This window comes from Pseudoduganella sp. GW821-FHT11H04 (assembly GCF_058807935.1).
The window spans coordinates 181371-196461 of the sequence record NZ_JBXARE010000007.1; the positions used below are offsets into that span (position 1 = coordinate 181371).

The window sequence follows — 15091 nt, forward strand, 5'->3', positions numbered from 1 at the left end:
ACTGTTCCTTTGCAGTTGCCGCCCCTTTAGAAAGGATAACCCTTGAAACTGCGCCGACTCTTCGCCACCGCAATCTGCCTGTCATCCCTCGCTTTCACAGCTACCGCTTCCGCCGGTCCTAACTGGGCAATCGACGTCGCCGGCGGCGAGGATCATCCCGTGATCCAGCGCTTTAACAATTCCTGGATGATGGCTTACAAGAAGATTGGCTTCGACCAGACGACCTTCCCAAGCAAGCTGGGCCTGGACAGCCACAACGATTTCATCGCTCCGATCACGGTCGAGGGCCAGATCACCCGCATGGTGTACTTCGCACCGCTTGGCAAGACGCCACTGGAAGTGCATCGCAACTACGAACAAGCCCTGAAGGCCGCCGGATTCAAAGCCATTGTCAACTGCACGCCACGTGATAAAGGTTGCGAGCACATGCGCTACGGCTTTAGCGATCATTACAGAGGTATGAAGGAAGCGGATTTCCATGCCAACCAGGACCGCCAGCCGGAAAACTCCGCTTTGTATAAAAACATGGGTTCGTTGGGCGGCACGAATATGCTCGGGACTGACGACCTGTTCTTCATGTACGGCACGCTGACCAAGGACGGCAAGATCGTCCACGTGATGCTGAACACCGGCAAGGTGTATAGCACCGAGTTCACCACGACCTATATCGAAATCGCCGAACCTAAAGCAATGGAGACCGGCCAGGTGACCGTCAACGCGGATGGCTTGAAATCCGCCTTGCAGTCCAGCGGCAAGATCGCCCTGTATGGCATCTACTTCGATACCGGCAAATCCGAAATCAAAGCCGCGGAATCCAAAACGCAGTTGGACGAAATGGCGAAACTCCTGAAGAACCAGCCGGCGCTTAAGGTCTACATCGTTGGCCACACGGATAACCAGGGCAACCTGGACGCGAACCAGACGCTTTCACAGCAACGTGCACAAGCTGTGGTCGCCACCCTCTCCAAGCAATACCAGATTGCCCCAACCCGACTGGCGAGCAAAGGCGTCGCAAGCCTGGCGCCTGTCGCTCCTAATACAGACGAGGCCGGCCGCGCCAAGAACCGCCGCGTCGAACTGGTCGTTCAATAACTTAATCAGCATTCCGGATCGCATTCGCCCGTCGCCGCAGCTCCCTTTCTGTGGCGAAGGGGCGATCCTCCTCCAGGCAGGGTTCGCCCCTGAGCTCATCCCGAAACGTCCAATGCAACTGGCTTGCACGCACCACCAGCGCACGCAAGCGTTTCACTTCCCACAGCACAGCAAGCATGTCCGCGTTCTGGTTGCGAAGCCAGATTTCGCGTAACTGTTCAGCTGTCAGCGGCTTACGGATAACTGTATGCATATACAGTAGTTTAGCAAGCCCTTTCCGGTTAGCATAGCCCCATGTGCACCAATTACCGTCCCACTTCACGCGACCTGCTTCAGGAAATGATGGGTCTCGACCTCGCCACCCTGGCAGACATGGAATGGCCGGACGAAACCTGGAAGGACTATAACGCGCCCATCATCCGCCTCGGCATGGATGGCCAGCCGGAATGCGTTGTAGCTTCGTTCGGCTTCGTGCCGCGCCGGCATGTGCCAGCCGCGATGCCCTCGCTTACCACTATGAACGCCCGCAGCGAAACCGTGGGCCAGCTGCGCTCATACAGCAAATATTGGAAATCGAGCCAGCTTTGCCTGGTGCCGATGACCGGCTTCTACGAGCCGAACTACGAGTCCGGCAAAGCCGTACGATGGCAGATCGCCATGGCCGACACGCGCCCCTTCGCCGTGGCCGGCATGTGGCGCAGTTGGGAAGAAGCCGATGGCAGCACCAGCAATTCCTTCACCCAGCTCACCATCAACGCCGATGAGCATCCTTTGCTTAAGCGCTTCCACAAGCCGGATGACGAAAAGCGCACACTGGTCGTGGTGCCGCCGGAAGCTTATAGCGACTGGCTCTCCTGCCGCGATCCCGAATTTGCACGGGCCTTCCTTAATCCCTACCCGCATCAGCTGATGCACGCTTGGGAGGATCCTCGGCCGGAGGCAAAAAAGAAACCCGCCCCCGAAAAACAGCAGTCTTTGCTGGACTTCTGACCGTCTGCAACGGAGTGACTTTCAAGTAATTCTTGTACTCGTCTTTCTCATTGGACACATGCTATTGTGCTAGTGTCGAATTGTTGCCCGCACAAGAAATCTACCGGGGACTCAAATGATCCAGAATTTCATTGGCCTTGCCAGCCGAGGTGCCTCCACTTTGGGACGGCTGGATTTCAAATGGCTGATCCTTGCGTCAATGATCGTCCTCGACATCGTTTGGCTACTCGTTAATGGCTGGTACGTTCAACCGGCCAGCATGGTCGCCCCGCTAGTGCTCGCAACCGTATCCGCAGCGCCCCTGCTCTTCAAGCGATACAGGGACGACGATATGATTTTCACGCTCTGCGAGTCTGTCGTCTTCTCACTGCTGCTCGCTCAATCAGCAGCAGTCTTCAGCTATCTGGCTGTTTCAGCCAATTTCCCCCTGATTGATCTTCCGCTCGCCAGGCTCGACGCATTTATTGGATTTAACTGGAGTGACTACTATCAGTGGGCTATTTCTCACGAAACATACCTTCGCCTCATGTTTGCAGCCTATCAAACCCTCGCCATCCAATCCTGGACCGTCGTGATCTACCTCTCGATCTCGAAGCGCAGGGCAAGGGTCAAGGAATTCCTGGAATTATCGTCGCTCCTCATCGCGACATCGATCCTGTTTTCCATATTTTTCCCGGCCGCTGGCGCACCCAAATTCTTCGCCGAAAGCCTTCATACAGATGTTTCGGGCTGGTCGCATTTTGAAGAGCTGAGGTCAGGTGTGCTGAGTGCAATCGACCTGAATGCGATGCAAGGCCTTGTCTCGATGCCTTCGGTGCATACCGTAATGGCCATTTTGTTTTGCTGGGCGGTACGCCGCACGCCGATGGCCTACATCATTATTCCGTTGAACATGGCGCTGCTGCTTTCGACGCCGGTGGTCGGCGGACATTACATCATCGATGTTCTCGCCGCCGGCATCCTCACATTAGCCGTCATCAAGCTTCGGCAGATCTGGTTGCAGAAACGACTTGGAATCCAGGAAAGCGAGGTTCTTTCCACGACGCGTAAAATGGCCTGACACGAAAGTTTGGCCTGCCCTACAGGAATCGAACCTGTGACCCTCGGCTTAGAAGTCGGCTACCTTATGCTTTTCCGTTGTTCCCATTACCCTTGCAAAGCATTGATTTTCAAAGGAAAAAACGAAAAATCCGCCGATTTCGTCACATCCATGCTTTCCGAATCTTGGCATTATTTTGCTAAAATCTTCCTACGCAGTGCCTACGCAAAACGGAATTGCAGGAACTTAGGCAATGGCAAAAATCAACTTCACGGCGAGCCGCGTTGCAGCCTTTCAATGTGATCCAGGCAAGAGACAATCTCTTCTGTGGGATGCCAAAACCCCGGGGCTTGGTGTCAGAGCCAGCGACGGCGGCAGTAAATCATACATCTTTGAGGCGCGTCTAAACGGAACGACATTACGTATTACGATTGGCGATGTCCGGACCTGGTCAGTCTCGAACGCTAAAGTGGAAGCGACACGCTTAAAGGCACAGGTCGACAGCGGTTTCGATCCACGCCAAAAACGTCTGGAGCAGCTTGCAAAGAATAAAGCAGATCGGGAGCAAGCAAAACGACGAGATTTGACACTCGCAGACGTATGGCCGATCTATCTAGCGGACAGAAAGCCGCACTGGGGTGAACGCCACTATCAGGACCATCTAAATCAAGCTGCACCTGGCGGCCAATCCAAAAAGCGGGGCAAAGGAAAAACAGTCGCTGGCCCTCTCGCCTCCCTGATGACACGTAAGCTGTCCGAACTGTCAGCCGTCGTTCTAGCGGAATGGGCGGGGATGGAATCTGCGGCCCGTCCGACAAATACTGCACAGAGCTTTCGAAAGCTAAGGGCATTCATCCACTGGGCAGAAAGCCATGATGAATATTGCGACATCATTCCGACAGGCTCATACAGAGCCCGCAAAGTAAGGGATGCTATCCCTCCAGCACGCGCCAAACTTGGCGACTGCCTTCAGCGCGAACAACTCGCAAACTGGTTCACTGCTATCCGCGCTATTCCCAACCCAATTATTAGTTGCTACCTACAAGGCTTATTGATTACAGGTGCTCGCAGGGAAGAGCTCGCGGAACTTCGTTGGGAAGATGTGGACTTCACATGGCGTAGCCTCAACATCCGAGACAAAGTTGATGGCATGCGCACAATCCCTTTGACGCCCTATTTCGCCGGACAGTTGCTGGTGCTAAAACGCCTGAACGAGATGCCCCCGTCCAAAAGCCGCATTAGACGCCTGAAGGCTGCTGGCAAAGAGTGGTCACCTTCACCGTGGGCATTTAGCAGTAGATCAGAAAGCGGTCATATTGTGTCGCCCAACAAAGCTCATGCTGATGCGGTCACCGCTGCTGGACTGCCGCATATTACTTTGCATGGACTTCGTCGATCGTTCGGCACGCTTTGCGAGTGGATTGAAATGCCAAGTGGCGTGTCGGCACAAATCATGGGCCATAGGCCTAGCGCTCTCGCTGAAAAACACTACCGGCGCCGACCACTTGACTTGCTTCGTAAGTGGCACGATGAAATTGAAAAATGGATACTCACAGAAGCCGGAATCGACTTCACGCCAACCAAGATCTCCGGCGAGGCTCCCTAGGCGGGATTCAGCTACAAGTGCATGGCGGAGAGGGTGTCTGTAGTACTAAGAGTGAGAAAACCGCTCTATCCATCTTTCTATCCACCTTTCGCACTCCCCGCTAATGAGACATCATGCGCCTTCGGGCCGACAGCCCCGCGTAAGCGAAATTCCCAAACTAGCCCACGCTTTCACCCAAGTGAGATGATGGCTCACAGCACCTTTGACGCCTCGCGCACCACATTAATTGCCCGCCCCCGGAACCACTGGTGAATTCGGTCGGAATTTCGCATCTCGTGCCAGTACGCGAAAATCGGATAGGGTTTAAGGCCGAGTGGCAGCGGCTTGACGATAATTGGTAGCAACTCAGCCATCTTCTGCGCATAAAAACGCGGCAACGTCAGAAGGAGATCCCCGGATGCGACGATCTGGCAGGCAGCAAAATGGTGCTGGCAAAAGAGACTGATCTGGCGCTGGCGGCCATCGTTGCCAAGCAGAACATCCAGCGTATTCGGTTCTCCCATCGGCGAAACGCTGACATGGCGCGCGGCGAAGTATTCCGCACGGGTCAGGCTCCCCTGCACCAGCGGATGGTCGCGACGCATGACGACCACGTGCGACTCGTCGAAGATATATGCGCTGGCAACGCGGGGCCCTACCCGGATGCGGCGCTCAAACACCAGGTCCAGCTGCCCGCCGGCCAGGGCGCGCTCGACTTCATCCAGCGGCACGCGACGGCTCGCCAGCTTGAGGCGTGGCGCTTCTGCCGCAAAGGTGGCCGCCAGGGCTGGCAGCACCATGGATTCCAGCATATCGCGCGAACCCATCGTCATTTCGGCATCGAGCGTTTCCGGCCTCACTTCGGCCTCGCTGCGCAAAGTCCCCTGCAATCCCTGGAGATGGCTTTGCACCGCCTCGATCACCGCCAGCGTGCGCTCGGTGGGGACTACGCTATTGCCCTGCCGGACGAATAAGGGGTCGCCAAAGTGTTCACGCAGCCGGTTCAGGGCATGGGTCACGGCCGGCTGCGTCAAATGCAGGGAGCGGGCGGCGGCCGTGATCCCCCCCTGCTGGTAGATCGCGTCCAGCACACGGAACAGATTCAGGTCGATGCGGCCATCCATATAAATTTCATTTATGTCCGTGAATTATAAATATTCATTATATAGATTACCCGAGTTCGCGTACGCTGGTTTTCATCACAACAAACCAGGGCTTTAAATCATGGACTTCTCCCCTTCCAAACGCGGCCAAGAAATGCTGGAACGCCTTGACCGCTTCATGCGCGAAGAACTCGAACCGGTGGAGGCGGAATATCACGCGCAACTGACCGGCGGCGCGGACTGGCGTCAATGGCGCCAGCCGGCAGTGATGGAAAAACTCAAGGCACGCGCCAAGGAAGCCGGCCTGTGGAACCTGTTCCTGCCGGAAGTCGAACACGGCGGCGCCGGCCTGTCCAATGTCGAATATGCGCCGCTGGCCGAACGCATGGGCCATTCAATGATGGCGCCGGAGGTCTTCAACTGCAACGCCCCCGATACCGGCAATATGGAAGTGCTGGCCCGCTATGGCTCGCCCGAACAGCAGCACCAATGGCTCGAGCCGCTGCTGTCCGGCGAAATCCGCTCCGCCTTCTGCATGACCGAACCGGCAGTGGCCTCGTCGGACGCCACCAATATGCAGGCGACCGCCATCGTGGAAGGCGACGAAGTCGTGCTGAATGGGCGCAAATGGTGGTCCACCGGCATCGGCCACCCGAATGTGAAGATCGCGATCTTCATGGGCCTGAGTGATCCGGATGCCGACCGCCACCGCCGCCACACCATGGTGCTTTGTCCGCTGGATACTCCGGGCGTCACCGTCACGCGCATGCTGCCAAGCTTCGGCACCTTTGACGAACCGTCCGGGCACGGTGAAGTGGTGTTCGACAATGTTCGCCTGCCTTTATCGAACATCATTCTCGGCGTTGGCCGCGGCTTCGAAATCGCCCAGGGCCGCCTTGGCCCGGGCCGCATCCACCACTGCATGCGCGCAATCGGCGCGGCGGAACACTCGCTGTCGCTGCTTTGCGCACGCGCAGAGAAACGCGTCGCTTTCGGAAAGCCGCTAGCCAAGCTAGGCGGCAATGCCGACAACATCGCCAACCTGCGCATGGCCATCGAACAGGCGCGTCTGCTGACGATGAAGGCGGCATGGACCATCGACACGCAAGGCGTGAAGGCGGCCATGAGCCTGATCTCGCAGATCAAGGTTGTCGCACCTGCAGTTGCGCAGCAAGCCGCCGATGCTGCCATCCAGATCCACGGCGCCATGGGCATGTGCGACGACACGCCATTGGCGGGCTTGTTTGCCTACGCACGGGCGCTGCGCATTGCTGACGGTCCGGATGAAGTGCACCGCGGCGTGATCGCCAAGATCGAGCTGAAACAGCAGAAGGCTGCGCGAGGAGAACTGGAATGACGAATGCAATTGCCGACGCGCGCGCAGTGCGCGATGAAGACCGCCTGGACACGGCGCGCCTGGATGCTTACCTGAAATCGGCCATCCCAGGCCTGCAGGGGGAGCCAGCGCTGCGCCAGTTCCAGGGCGGTGCGTCCAACCTGACGTACCTGGTCAGCTATGGCGACCGCAACCTGGTGCTGCGCCGTGCTCCTGCTGGCGCAGCGGCAGGCGCCCACGATATGCTGCGCGAAGCGGGCGTGATGGCGGCGCTGAAACCCAGCTTTACTTATGTGCCGGCCATCCTGGCGCGCAGCGACGATGCTTCCATCGTCGGCGCCCCCTTCTTTGCCATGGAATGCCTGCCTGGCATCATCCTGCGCAGCAACCTGCCGGCCGGCTTCCCTCTCGATGCAGCCGGCGTACGTAAGCTGTGCACCAATGTCCTCGACCGCCTGATCGAACTGCACGGCATCGATGCGACGCAACCGGCACTGGCGGCACTGGGCAAAGGCGAAGGCTATGTCGAGCGCCAGTTCGGCGGCTGGACTTCGCGCTGGCAGCGCGCGCTGACCGAAGGCACCGACGCCTGCGAAGACGTCATTGCCTGGCTGGCTGCGACGCGCCCGAAACAGGATTCCCGCCTGTGCGTCATCCACAACGACTACCGCTTCGACAATGTGGTGCTCGATCCTGCCGACCCGACCAAGGTGATTGGCGTCCTGGATTGGGAAATGGCCACGCTGGGTGATCCTTTGATGGACCTCGGCGGCTCTCTCGCTTATTGGGTGGAGGCCGGCGACGAACCAGCCTTCCAGGCGGTCCGACGCCAGCCAACGCACGCGGAAGGCATGTTCACGCGGCGCGAAGTGCTGGCCTACTATGCCGACAAGACCGGAATGGATACCCGCGACTTTGCCTTCTATGAAGTCTTCGGACTGTTCCGCCTGATGGTCATCGCGCAGCAGATCTACCGCCGCTATGTCCTGGGCCAGACCACCAATGAGCAGTTTGCGAGTCTCGGCGTCATGGTAGGCATCCTGGCCAGGCGTTGCCGCGAAACGATCGCCGCCGGCGGGAGCCACTAGTGGGCGACATATTCCTGATCCGCCATGGGCAGGCCAGTCTTGGCGCAGAGGATTACGACTGTCTCTCCGAACTGGGCGAGCTTCAGTCCGCTCTTCTGGGAAGCTGGCTGGCGCGCAGCGGGCGCCGCCCTGCCCGCATTGCTGTTGGCGGCCTTCGCCGTCATGCGCAGACGGCGCAGGCCTGCCTGCGCGCGGCGGGGCTGGACGAAATCCCGACTCTCGTACTAACCGGCCTGGACGAATTCGATGCCAACGAACTGGTTGCCCAGGTGGAGGCGCAATCCGCATCCGGCGCTTCTGCGCGCGCTGCGCTTGCGCGCGATCCTGCCGAGCAGAAGGCTTTGCAAAGCCTGATTCTGGCAGCTGTCGACCGCTGGACAGCCGGAGGGCACGACCACGAATACAACACCAGTTGGCCCGCCTTCAGCGCCGCCGTGCGCGATGCCTGGGAGTCGCTCGCCACCACGCACGAAGGTGAAACCTGGGTTTTCACATCGGGCGGCCCGATCAGCGTGATCGTCGCTGCCCTCATGGACTTGCCCGCAGAACGCACTTTCTCCCTGTGCTGGCCGCTGGTCAACACCAGCGTCACACGCATCCGGCTTGGCCGGCGATCACGCCAGCTCATTACATACAACGGGTGGCCGCACCTTGACGGCGCAGCAGAATCGCAACTGCTTACCCACCGCTGAATACTTCTGAAGGGAACCAATATGAATCCATCCAATTTGTTCGACCTGACCGGCAAGGTCGCCCTCGTCACCGGCGCCAGCCGCGGCATTGGCGCTGAAATCGCTCGCCTGCTTGGCGCTCACGGCGCCCACGTCATCGTCACCAGCCGCCGCCGCGATGACTGCCAGCGCGTCGCCGATGAAATCGCCCTCGCATCAGGCGGTTCGGCCGAGGCGGCAGCCTGCCATATCGGCGACCAGGCCCAAATCGAAGCACTGTACGACTCGATCCTCAAGCGCCATGGCCGCCTGGACATTCTGGTGAATAATGCCGCCACCAACCCCTACTTCGGTCCGATTGAAGACACTAGCGTGGAGGCATTCCAGAAAACGATCGACGTGAATATCCGCGGCTACTTCTTCATGTCTACCCTCGCCGCGAAGCTGATGAAAGAGAACCAGGACGGGTCCATCATCAATGTGGCCTCTGTCAATGGCGTGATCCCCGGCCACCACCAGGGCATCTACTCGATCACCAAGGCAGCAATCATCTCCATGACCAAGGCATTTGCGGCGGAACTGGCGCAAAAAGGTGTGCGCTGCAACGCCCTGCTGCCAGGCTTCACCGATACCAAGTTCACTGCAGCGCTGAAAGATTCGCCGGAAGTGCTTGGATCGCTGCTGACGCACGTCCCCATGCGCCGCGCCGCCCAGCCATCCGAGATGGCCGGTGCGGTCCTGTATCTTGCTTCCGCCGCGTCAAGCTACACGACGGGCGCGATCCTCAACGTCGACGGCGGCTACCTCTGCGCCTGAACCGTCAACCTGGTCGGCCAGCATTTCGCCGGTGAGCGATTGCAGGCCGATGCCGTGTCCGCAGCACACCGACGTCGACACCACGTTCCCGCTGACGGTGATCATGGGCAGCGTCGTATTGGCCAGGCTGGCGTAACCGCTCCAGCGCGACACGACCGGCGCGCCGCGCAGCGCGGGAAAACGGTCGTACAAGCGGCCCACGATTTCAGACAGGTCCGCATGGCTCGGAGTGGATGGAATCGGTAGGCCATAGGCGTCATTCAGGCGCTTGGCCGTCGCCACCAGCGTGTTGCGCGGCGTGATACGAAAACTCTCCATGGCCCAGCGCGGCGCGAGCACGCCCAGGCGCCGGGGTAAGTCCAGTGTCGCCAACTGGTCTTCCGACAAAGGCCCCACTTCGACAGCGGTAGCGCGCAGTGTTGCCATACCGGCGGGTAGCATTCCAAGCCGCGGTGAATAGGCATTGGTCGCAAAAACCAATGTCGGAGCCCGGGCCTTGCCCAACGGTGTTTTCACGGTAACGCGTGCCCCATCTTCGAAAGACAGCATCGGGGTCCCTTCGTAAAGCTTGATCCCTGCCTCCAGCACAGCGCGCCGCAGGCCAGCCACGTACATGCCAGGGTCTAGCGTGCCGCCATCGGGCGTGCAAAGCGCGGAGACGAACGCCGGTCCTTGCAGCGCACGCAGGCTGTCCTGATCCAGCAGGAGAACACGCGCACCGAAAGCGATGCCCGCATGCGCATCCTTGGCCAGCAGCAGCTCCTCTGAAGGGCGAAAGCTGCCGCGCATCATGCCGCCAGCAGAGTAGCCGCAATCTATGCCGTATTTGCGCAACTGGCGCTCCACATAGGCCACGCCCTTGTCATAGATTCCAACTACTCGCGCCGCTTCGACGAAGCCGACACGCCGGTCAAGCAGATCATATTCAAGCTGGATGCTGCCGGCGAGATAACCTGCATTGCGTCCGTTGGCGCCTGCGCCGGCAAATTCCTGCTCCAGCAGGATTACCTTTGCGCCCCGTTCGTGGAATTCAAGGGCGGCGGACAACCCCGGGATACCGCCGCCGACTATGATGACATCCCCCTCAACCATGCCTTCGAGCCGCTTCTGTAAATCCGCTGGCGCATCCATCCAAGTATTCATTTCAAACCTCAGAAAAAAAAGGCCCGGCAAACCGCGCCGGGCCTGAACCACCCAAGATGGTGGGAGACACTACCGGTTACTACAACATTAGTTTTGACGCGCCCTTCTGTTCACACTTGCGTCGAGCATTCCAGTCAATGCCAGCGCAGACTTGATCGCGCACCATTGCAGTGGCTCTGGCAAGGTTGTCGGCGTCTTATGCTGCAAAGCCGTCATCAAAGGATGGTCGATACCACCGATGCGCTCGGCCAACAGCAATCCCATCATGGACTGTGTGGCCACGCCATGGCCTGAGCAGCCCGCGGTATAGAGCACATTGCCGGCGTCACCGCTTGCCCCAACAACAGGCAAAGCGTCATAGGCCATGCTCACGTATCCGCTCCAGCAGGCGCGGATGCCGATACCGCGCAGGCCCGGGAAGCGCTCGTGCAGCCCTTCCTCCAACGCCGCATATGCCGCGTGATCCGGCACGTTCGGCGTTTTCGAGCCGTAGGCATAGTTGAGCTGCTTGGTCGTCGTCACGATCGTGTTACGGGCAGTGAGGCGATGGCTTTCCATCGTCCAGTGCGGGGTGACGATACCCTCGCGTCCTTGCCAGCCCAATGCTGCCAGCTGTTCGGCCGACAATGGCTCCGTCTCCAATGCCGAAACCCGGATTGGCGCGACCTTGTCCTTCAACAGACCCAATTGCGGCGTATAGGCATTTGTAGCGAGCACCAGGAAAGGCGCACTGGCGCTTCCCTTCGCTGTTACTGCCTTGACCGTCGCGCCGGTTGTAAATGAATGCATCCCGGAGTTTTCATATATCTTCACTCCCGCCCGCAATGCCGCACGCCGCAAGCCGAGCACATACTTTCCGGGATCGAGCGTGCCACCGCGCGGCGCGTAACAACCAAACAGGAAAGCCGGCGGAATGCCACGCGCCCGCAGCGCGGCGGAATCCAGGAACTCGGAATAACTCCCAAGTTCCAGGCCGGTTTGCATGTCCTTGCGCAGCTTAGCCTCCTGCGAGGCGTGGACAGCTGCGCGAAGGATGCCGGACTGGTTGTAGTCGCAGTCGATGCCATATTCGCGCAGCTTGCGCTCCACATAGCTCACACCCTGGTCATAGAATTCGACGATACCTTTGGAACGCTCATGGCCTATGCGTTTGTGGAACATGTCAAACTCGATGCCTGCACTTCCTGCAAGGTAACCAGCATTGCGGCCGCTGGCGCCGAAGCCGCCGAAGTCACGTTCCAGCACAACGACTTTCGCGCCCCGCGCCCTGAGTTCCAGCGCAGTGTTCAAGCCTGCAAAGCCGGCACCTACCACCACGACATCGGCGCTGACATGGCTATCCAGTTCCGGCTGCAGGTCTGATGGGGCTTCCAGCCAGCCTCCGATAGGGCGATATCGATTTGTCGTTTCCATGATTAGTCCTTGCTCAAAATATGAATCGCCAGTGCGGCTTCTTCCACGCCCTGCAGGCCGCCGCCGTTTTCCTGGATGGCGTGGCGCGCCCCCTGCACCTGGCGCGCTCCTGCCTCACCGCGCAATTGCGTGACCAGCTCGAACAACTGGCCGATGCCTGTAGCGCCGAGCGGATGCCCTTTCGATTCCAGGCCACCTGAGGTGTTGATCGGGACACGTCCACCGAGCGTGAAGTCGCCGCGTTCGGCCGCAGGGCCGCCCTCACCCAATGGCGCCAGGCCGAGGTTTTCAGCCTGGATGATTTCGCCCATGGCGGACGCATCGTGTACCTCGGCGACATGCATGTCCTGCGGTCCCAGGCCCGCCTGCGCGTACGCCTGCAACGCGGCGAGATGGCCGATGTTCAGCTGTGGCTGATCAATACGGCGGTGAGTGAAACTACGGATCACGCTGGCCGCGACACGGATGCACCGGCTGCGGTCCGCGCCGATACGGCGCAGGCCCTCTTCGGTACACAGGATCGCGGCAGCGGCGCCGTCCGATACCGGGGCGCACATGGGTAATGTGATCGGATAGGTGATCGGCGGGGCGGCCAGCACTTCGTCAATCGTGAACGCCTGGCGGAATTGCGCGTACGGGTTATGCACCGAATGCTGGTGGTTCTTTGCCGATACGGCGGCAATCTGCCTTTGTGTCGTGCCGTAAGTCGCCATGTGATGGCGGCACATGGCGGCATAGATCTTCATGAAGCGGCTGTATGGCCGTTCCGATTCCGATCCCGGCGGCGGTTCGATACCCTCGCCCAGCCGGGCAAGCGTGGCGAAGTTTTCTTCAACGCGTGAGACATCCCAGCCGGCTTCGAACAGGGCCAGTGACTTTTCCTTGTCCGCTACCACCATCTTTTCCGCCCCGAGCGCGAGCGCCACGTCGCAGGCCCCGGCTTTCAGGCTCTGAATCGCGAGGTGCACCGCGCTGCTGCCGGAGGCGCAGGCATTTTCGACATTGATGACTGGAATGCCTTCAATACCGATCTTGCTGAACACAACCTGGCCCGGAATCGACAACTGGCCATGCAATGGGCCGCCTGTGATGCCGGAATAATAAGCTGTGCCAATGTCCTGTGCGCAGCAGCCTGCGTCCTTCAGCGCGCCCTGCAGCGCCTCGTCCGCCAGGCTTTCGACGCTGCGTTCGATATGGCGCCCGAACACCGTCATCGCAATGCCGGCGATATAGATATTACTCATAACCCGTTCCTTAGATTCGTCGTTCCACGCCTTGCCAGTACTGTTCCCGCAAATCCTTCTTAAGGACTTTACCAACCGGACTGCGTGGCAATGCAGCCGTGAAGTCCACGCTTTTCGGCGCGCGCACGGAACCGAGCTTCTGTTTGCACAGGGTGATCAGTTCTTCCGCATCGACTTCCTGCCCGGCTTTCAGTTCCACCACGGCCTTCACTGCCTCACCCCACTTATCGTCAGGCACGCCGATCACCGCGCAATCGCGCACTGCCGGATGCCCCCAGAGGATTTGCTCGATCTCGCTCGGGTAGACGTTGAAGCCTCCGGAAATGATCATGTCCTTCTTGCGGTCGGTGATGTGCAGGAAGCCCTCGGCGTCCATGTGGCCGATATCGCCGGTATGCAGCCAGCCGTCGATAATGGTTTCCGCCGTCTTGTCCGGTGCTTTGTAATAGCCCTTCATCACCAGGTCACCGCGTACGCAGATTTCGCCGGTGCCGCCGATCGGCAGCACCTCATTGCGCTCGTTCAGGATCTCGACGCGGATCAGTGGGTTCGGGCGGCCGACGGAAGACAGCCTTTCATCCGATGCCAGTTTGCCGTCTACGAAATGCGCCTCGGGCGGGAGGAAAGCGATGGAAGCCGGCGCTTCGGTCTGGCCGTAGCCGCCAGCCATGACTGGACCGAAGACCTCGATCGCGCGCTTCAGCTTTTCAACCGACATCGGCGCGGCCCCGTACAGGAAGAATTTCAGCGACGGGAAGGCGATTTTGTCGATGCCCGGGATCTCGAGCAAGCGGTAGATCACCGTCGGCGGCAGGAACATTTCGGTCACGCCATGCTTGGCGATCGCGCCCAGCACCGTTGCCGGATCCGGCTTGGTGACCACAACCACCGTTCCGCCCTGCGCAGTGCAAGGCAGCGACAGCATGCCGGCCGTGTGGGTCATCGGCGCCGCCGCCAGGTTCACCGGACGCTCGCCCTCGTAAGGGAAAGCGATCATGAACTGCGCAAAATACGTCTGGAAGGCGCGGTGGGTGTTCATCACGCCCTTTGGTTTGCCGGTCGTGCCGCCGGTAGCCGAAAGGGTCGCGACATCGTTCAACGCCGCTTCAACCTGCGGCGCGGTCGTTGGCACGCCTTTCAGCCATTCGGACAGCGACGTCGCCCAAGGCAGGCTACCATCGAGACAGACCCATTGCCTGACCTTGGGCAAGTTCGCCCGCAGCGGTTCAATGACGGCGGCGAACTGCTGCTGGAAGAACAGCACCTCGCAATCGAAAAAGTCCAGCACGTACTGGTTTTCTTCCGCGACGTTGCGGCCGTTGACAGGAATATAGGTCAATCCGGCGCGCCACAAGCCCAGCGCGCAGGTCCACCCGATCACATCGTTGTCGGACCAGATCGCACCCTTGCTCTCCTTGCCAAAGCCGCCCGCAATGAGGGCGTTGGCGACGCGGTACGACATTTCGCCTGCTTCCTGGAACGTAAAGCTGCGTTCATCCTGGATGTAGGCGACGGCGTTCGGGTTGATGCGCCAGCCACGGTCGAAGAAATCAATGATAGCCATGCTGTTC

The 15091-nt window shown here is 59.5% G+C and carries 14 protein-coding genes; 8 read left to right on the top strand and 6 right to left on the bottom strand.

The window, feature by feature from the left end; all coding sequences use genetic code 11:
• The first annotated feature begins 42 nt into the window (after positions 1 to 42).
• Positions 43 to 1092, top strand: a complete 1050-nt coding sequence (locus AC1RTP_RS17350) for an OmpA family protein (RefSeq protein ID WP_498608933.1) — start codon at positions 43 to 45, stop codon at positions 1090 to 1092.
• 1 nt (position 1093) lies between these two features.
• Here AC1RTP_RS17350 and AC1RTP_RS17355 read toward each other — a convergent pair whose 3' ends face one another.
• Positions 1094 to 1345, bottom strand: coding sequence for a hypothetical protein (locus AC1RTP_RS17355; RefSeq protein WP_498608935.1), 252 nt, complete (start codon positions 1343 to 1345; stop codon positions 1094 to 1096).
• 41 nt (positions 1346 to 1386) lie between these two features.
• Here AC1RTP_RS17355 and AC1RTP_RS17360 point away from each other — a divergent pair, with 41 nt between their 5' ends.
• The 3 genes from AC1RTP_RS17360 (at position 1387) to AC1RTP_RS17370 (ending at position 4727) form a co-directional block, all read left to right on the top strand.
• Positions 1387 to 2082 (top strand): SOS response-associated peptidase, encoded by a 696-nt coding sequence (locus tag AC1RTP_RS17360; RefSeq protein WP_498608936.1) that lies wholly within the window; start codon positions 1387 to 1389, stop codon positions 2080 to 2082.
• Between the two features lie 115 nt (positions 2083 to 2197).
• Complete coding sequence (locus tag AC1RTP_RS17365) at positions 2198 to 3142, top strand: phosphatase PAP2 family protein (RefSeq protein WP_498608938.1); 945 nt, start codon at positions 2198 to 2200, stop codon at positions 3140 to 3142.
• A 232-nt stretch (positions 3143 to 3374) separates the two neighbouring features.
• Positions 3375 to 4727 (top strand): tyrosine-type recombinase/integrase, encoded by a 1353-nt coding sequence (locus AC1RTP_RS17370; RefSeq protein ID WP_498608939.1) that lies wholly within the window; start codon positions 3375 to 3377, stop codon positions 4725 to 4727.
• Between the two features lie 191 nt (positions 4728 to 4918).
• Here the strand turns inward: AC1RTP_RS17370 and AC1RTP_RS17375 are convergent, their stop codons facing one another.
• On the bottom strand, positions 4919 to 5836 hold the full coding sequence (locus AC1RTP_RS17375) for a LysR family transcriptional regulator (protein WP_498609095.1): 918 nt from the start codon (positions 5834 to 5836) through the stop codon (positions 4919 to 4921).
• A 94-nt stretch (positions 5837 to 5930) separates the two neighbouring features.
• On the opposite strand from AC1RTP_RS17375, the gene AC1RTP_RS17380 reads away from it, so the two are divergent.
• Genes AC1RTP_RS17380 through AC1RTP_RS17395 form a run of 4 tightly spaced genes read left to right on the top strand, consistent with a single transcriptional unit; the run spans position 5931 to position 9720 of the window.
• A complete protein-coding gene (locus tag AC1RTP_RS17380; protein ID WP_498608941.1) occupies positions 5931 to 7166 on the top strand; it encodes an acyl-CoA dehydrogenase family protein in 1236 nt (411 codons plus the stop codon).
• Positions 7163 to 8233 carry a phosphotransferase family protein gene (locus tag AC1RTP_RS17385; RefSeq protein ID WP_498608943.1) on the top strand — a complete coding sequence of 357 codons (1071 nt, stop codon included), beginning with the start codon at positions 7163 to 7165 and terminating at the stop codon, positions 8231 to 8233. The genes AC1RTP_RS17380 and AC1RTP_RS17385 overlap by 4 nt, the downstream gene beginning before the upstream one ends.
• Positions 8233 to 8925, top strand: coding sequence for a histidine phosphatase family protein (locus tag AC1RTP_RS17390; RefSeq protein WP_498608944.1), 693 nt, complete (start codon positions 8233 to 8235; stop codon positions 8923 to 8925). The genes AC1RTP_RS17385 and AC1RTP_RS17390 overlap by 1 nt, the downstream gene beginning before the upstream one ends.
• Positions 8926 to 8946: 21 nt before the next feature.
• A complete protein-coding gene (locus tag AC1RTP_RS17395; protein WP_498608945.1) occupies positions 8947 to 9720 on the top strand; it encodes an SDR family oxidoreductase in 774 nt (257 codons plus the stop codon).
• Here AC1RTP_RS17395 and AC1RTP_RS17400 read toward each other — a convergent pair.
• From AC1RTP_RS17400 to AC1RTP_RS17415, 4 genes are all read right to left on the bottom strand, one after another.
• The gene (locus AC1RTP_RS17400; protein ID WP_498608947.1) at positions 9664 to 10863 is read right to left on the bottom strand and encodes an NAD(P)/FAD-dependent oxidoreductase; all 1200 of its coding nucleotides are present in this window, start codon (positions 10861 to 10863) and stop codon (positions 9664 to 9666) included. The genes AC1RTP_RS17395 and AC1RTP_RS17400 overlap by 57 nt on opposite strands.
• An 87-nt stretch (positions 10864 to 10950) precedes the next feature.
• The gene (locus tag AC1RTP_RS17405) at positions 10951 to 12276 is read right to left on the bottom strand and encodes an NAD(P)/FAD-dependent oxidoreductase (protein ID WP_155453034.1); all 1326 of its coding nucleotides are present in this window, start codon (positions 12274 to 12276) and stop codon (positions 10951 to 10953) included.
• A gap of 2 nt (positions 12277 to 12278) precedes the next feature.
• Entirely contained in the window at positions 12279 to 13520 is a 1242-nt protein-coding gene (locus tag AC1RTP_RS17410) for a thiolase family protein (protein ID WP_498608949.1), read from the bottom strand.
• Between the two features lie 10 nt (positions 13521 to 13530).
• Positions 13531 to 15084: a class I adenylate-forming enzyme family protein gene (locus AC1RTP_RS17415; RefSeq protein ID WP_498608951.1), complete on the bottom strand. Its 1554-nt coding sequence runs from the start codon at positions 15082 to 15084 to the stop codon at positions 13531 to 13533.
• Positions 15085 to 15091: the final 7 nt, after the last annotated feature.

Bases quoted from the DNA above. Each gene is read 5' to 3' on its own strand.
- AC1RTP_RS17355 (WP_498608935.1), bottom strand. From the start codon at position 1,345: ATGCATACAGTTATCCGTAAGCCGCTGACAGCTGAACAGTTACGCGAA.
- AC1RTP_RS17360 (WP_498608936.1), top strand. From the start codon at position 1,387: ATGTGCACCAATTACCGTCCCACTTCACGCGACCTGCTTCAGGAAATG.
- AC1RTP_RS17365 (WP_498608938.1), top strand. From the start codon at position 2,198: ATGATCCAGAATTTCATTGGCCTTGCCAGCCGAGGTGCCTCCACTTTG.
- AC1RTP_RS17370 (WP_498608939.1), top strand. From the start codon at position 3,375: ATGGCAAAAATCAACTTCACGGCGAGCCGCGTTGCAGCCTTTCAATGT.
- AC1RTP_RS17380 (WP_498608941.1), top strand. From the start codon at position 5,931: ATGGACTTCTCCCCTTCCAAACGCGGCCAAGAAATGCTGGAACGCCTT.
- AC1RTP_RS17385 (WP_498608943.1), top strand. From the start codon at position 7,163: ATGACGAATGCAATTGCCGACGCGCGCGCAGTGCGCGATGAAGACCGC.
- AC1RTP_RS17395 (WP_498608945.1), top strand. From the start codon at position 8,947: ATGAATCCATCCAATTTGTTCGACCTGACCGGCAAGGTCGCCCTCGTC.
- AC1RTP_RS17400 (WP_498608947.1), bottom strand. From the start codon at position 10,863: ATGAATACTTGGATGGATGCGCCAGCGGATTTACAGAAGCGGCTCGAA.
- AC1RTP_RS17405 (WP_155453034.1), bottom strand. From the start codon at position 12,276: ATGGAAACGACAAATCGATATCGCCCTATCGGAGGCTGGCTGGAAGCC.
- AC1RTP_RS17410 (WP_498608949.1), bottom strand. From the start codon at position 13,520: ATGAGTAATATCTATATCGCCGGCATTGCGATGACGGTGTTCGGGCGC.
- AC1RTP_RS17415 (WP_498608951.1), bottom strand. From the start codon at position 15,084: ATGGCTATCATTGATTTCTTCGACCGTGGCTGGCGCATCAACCCGAAC.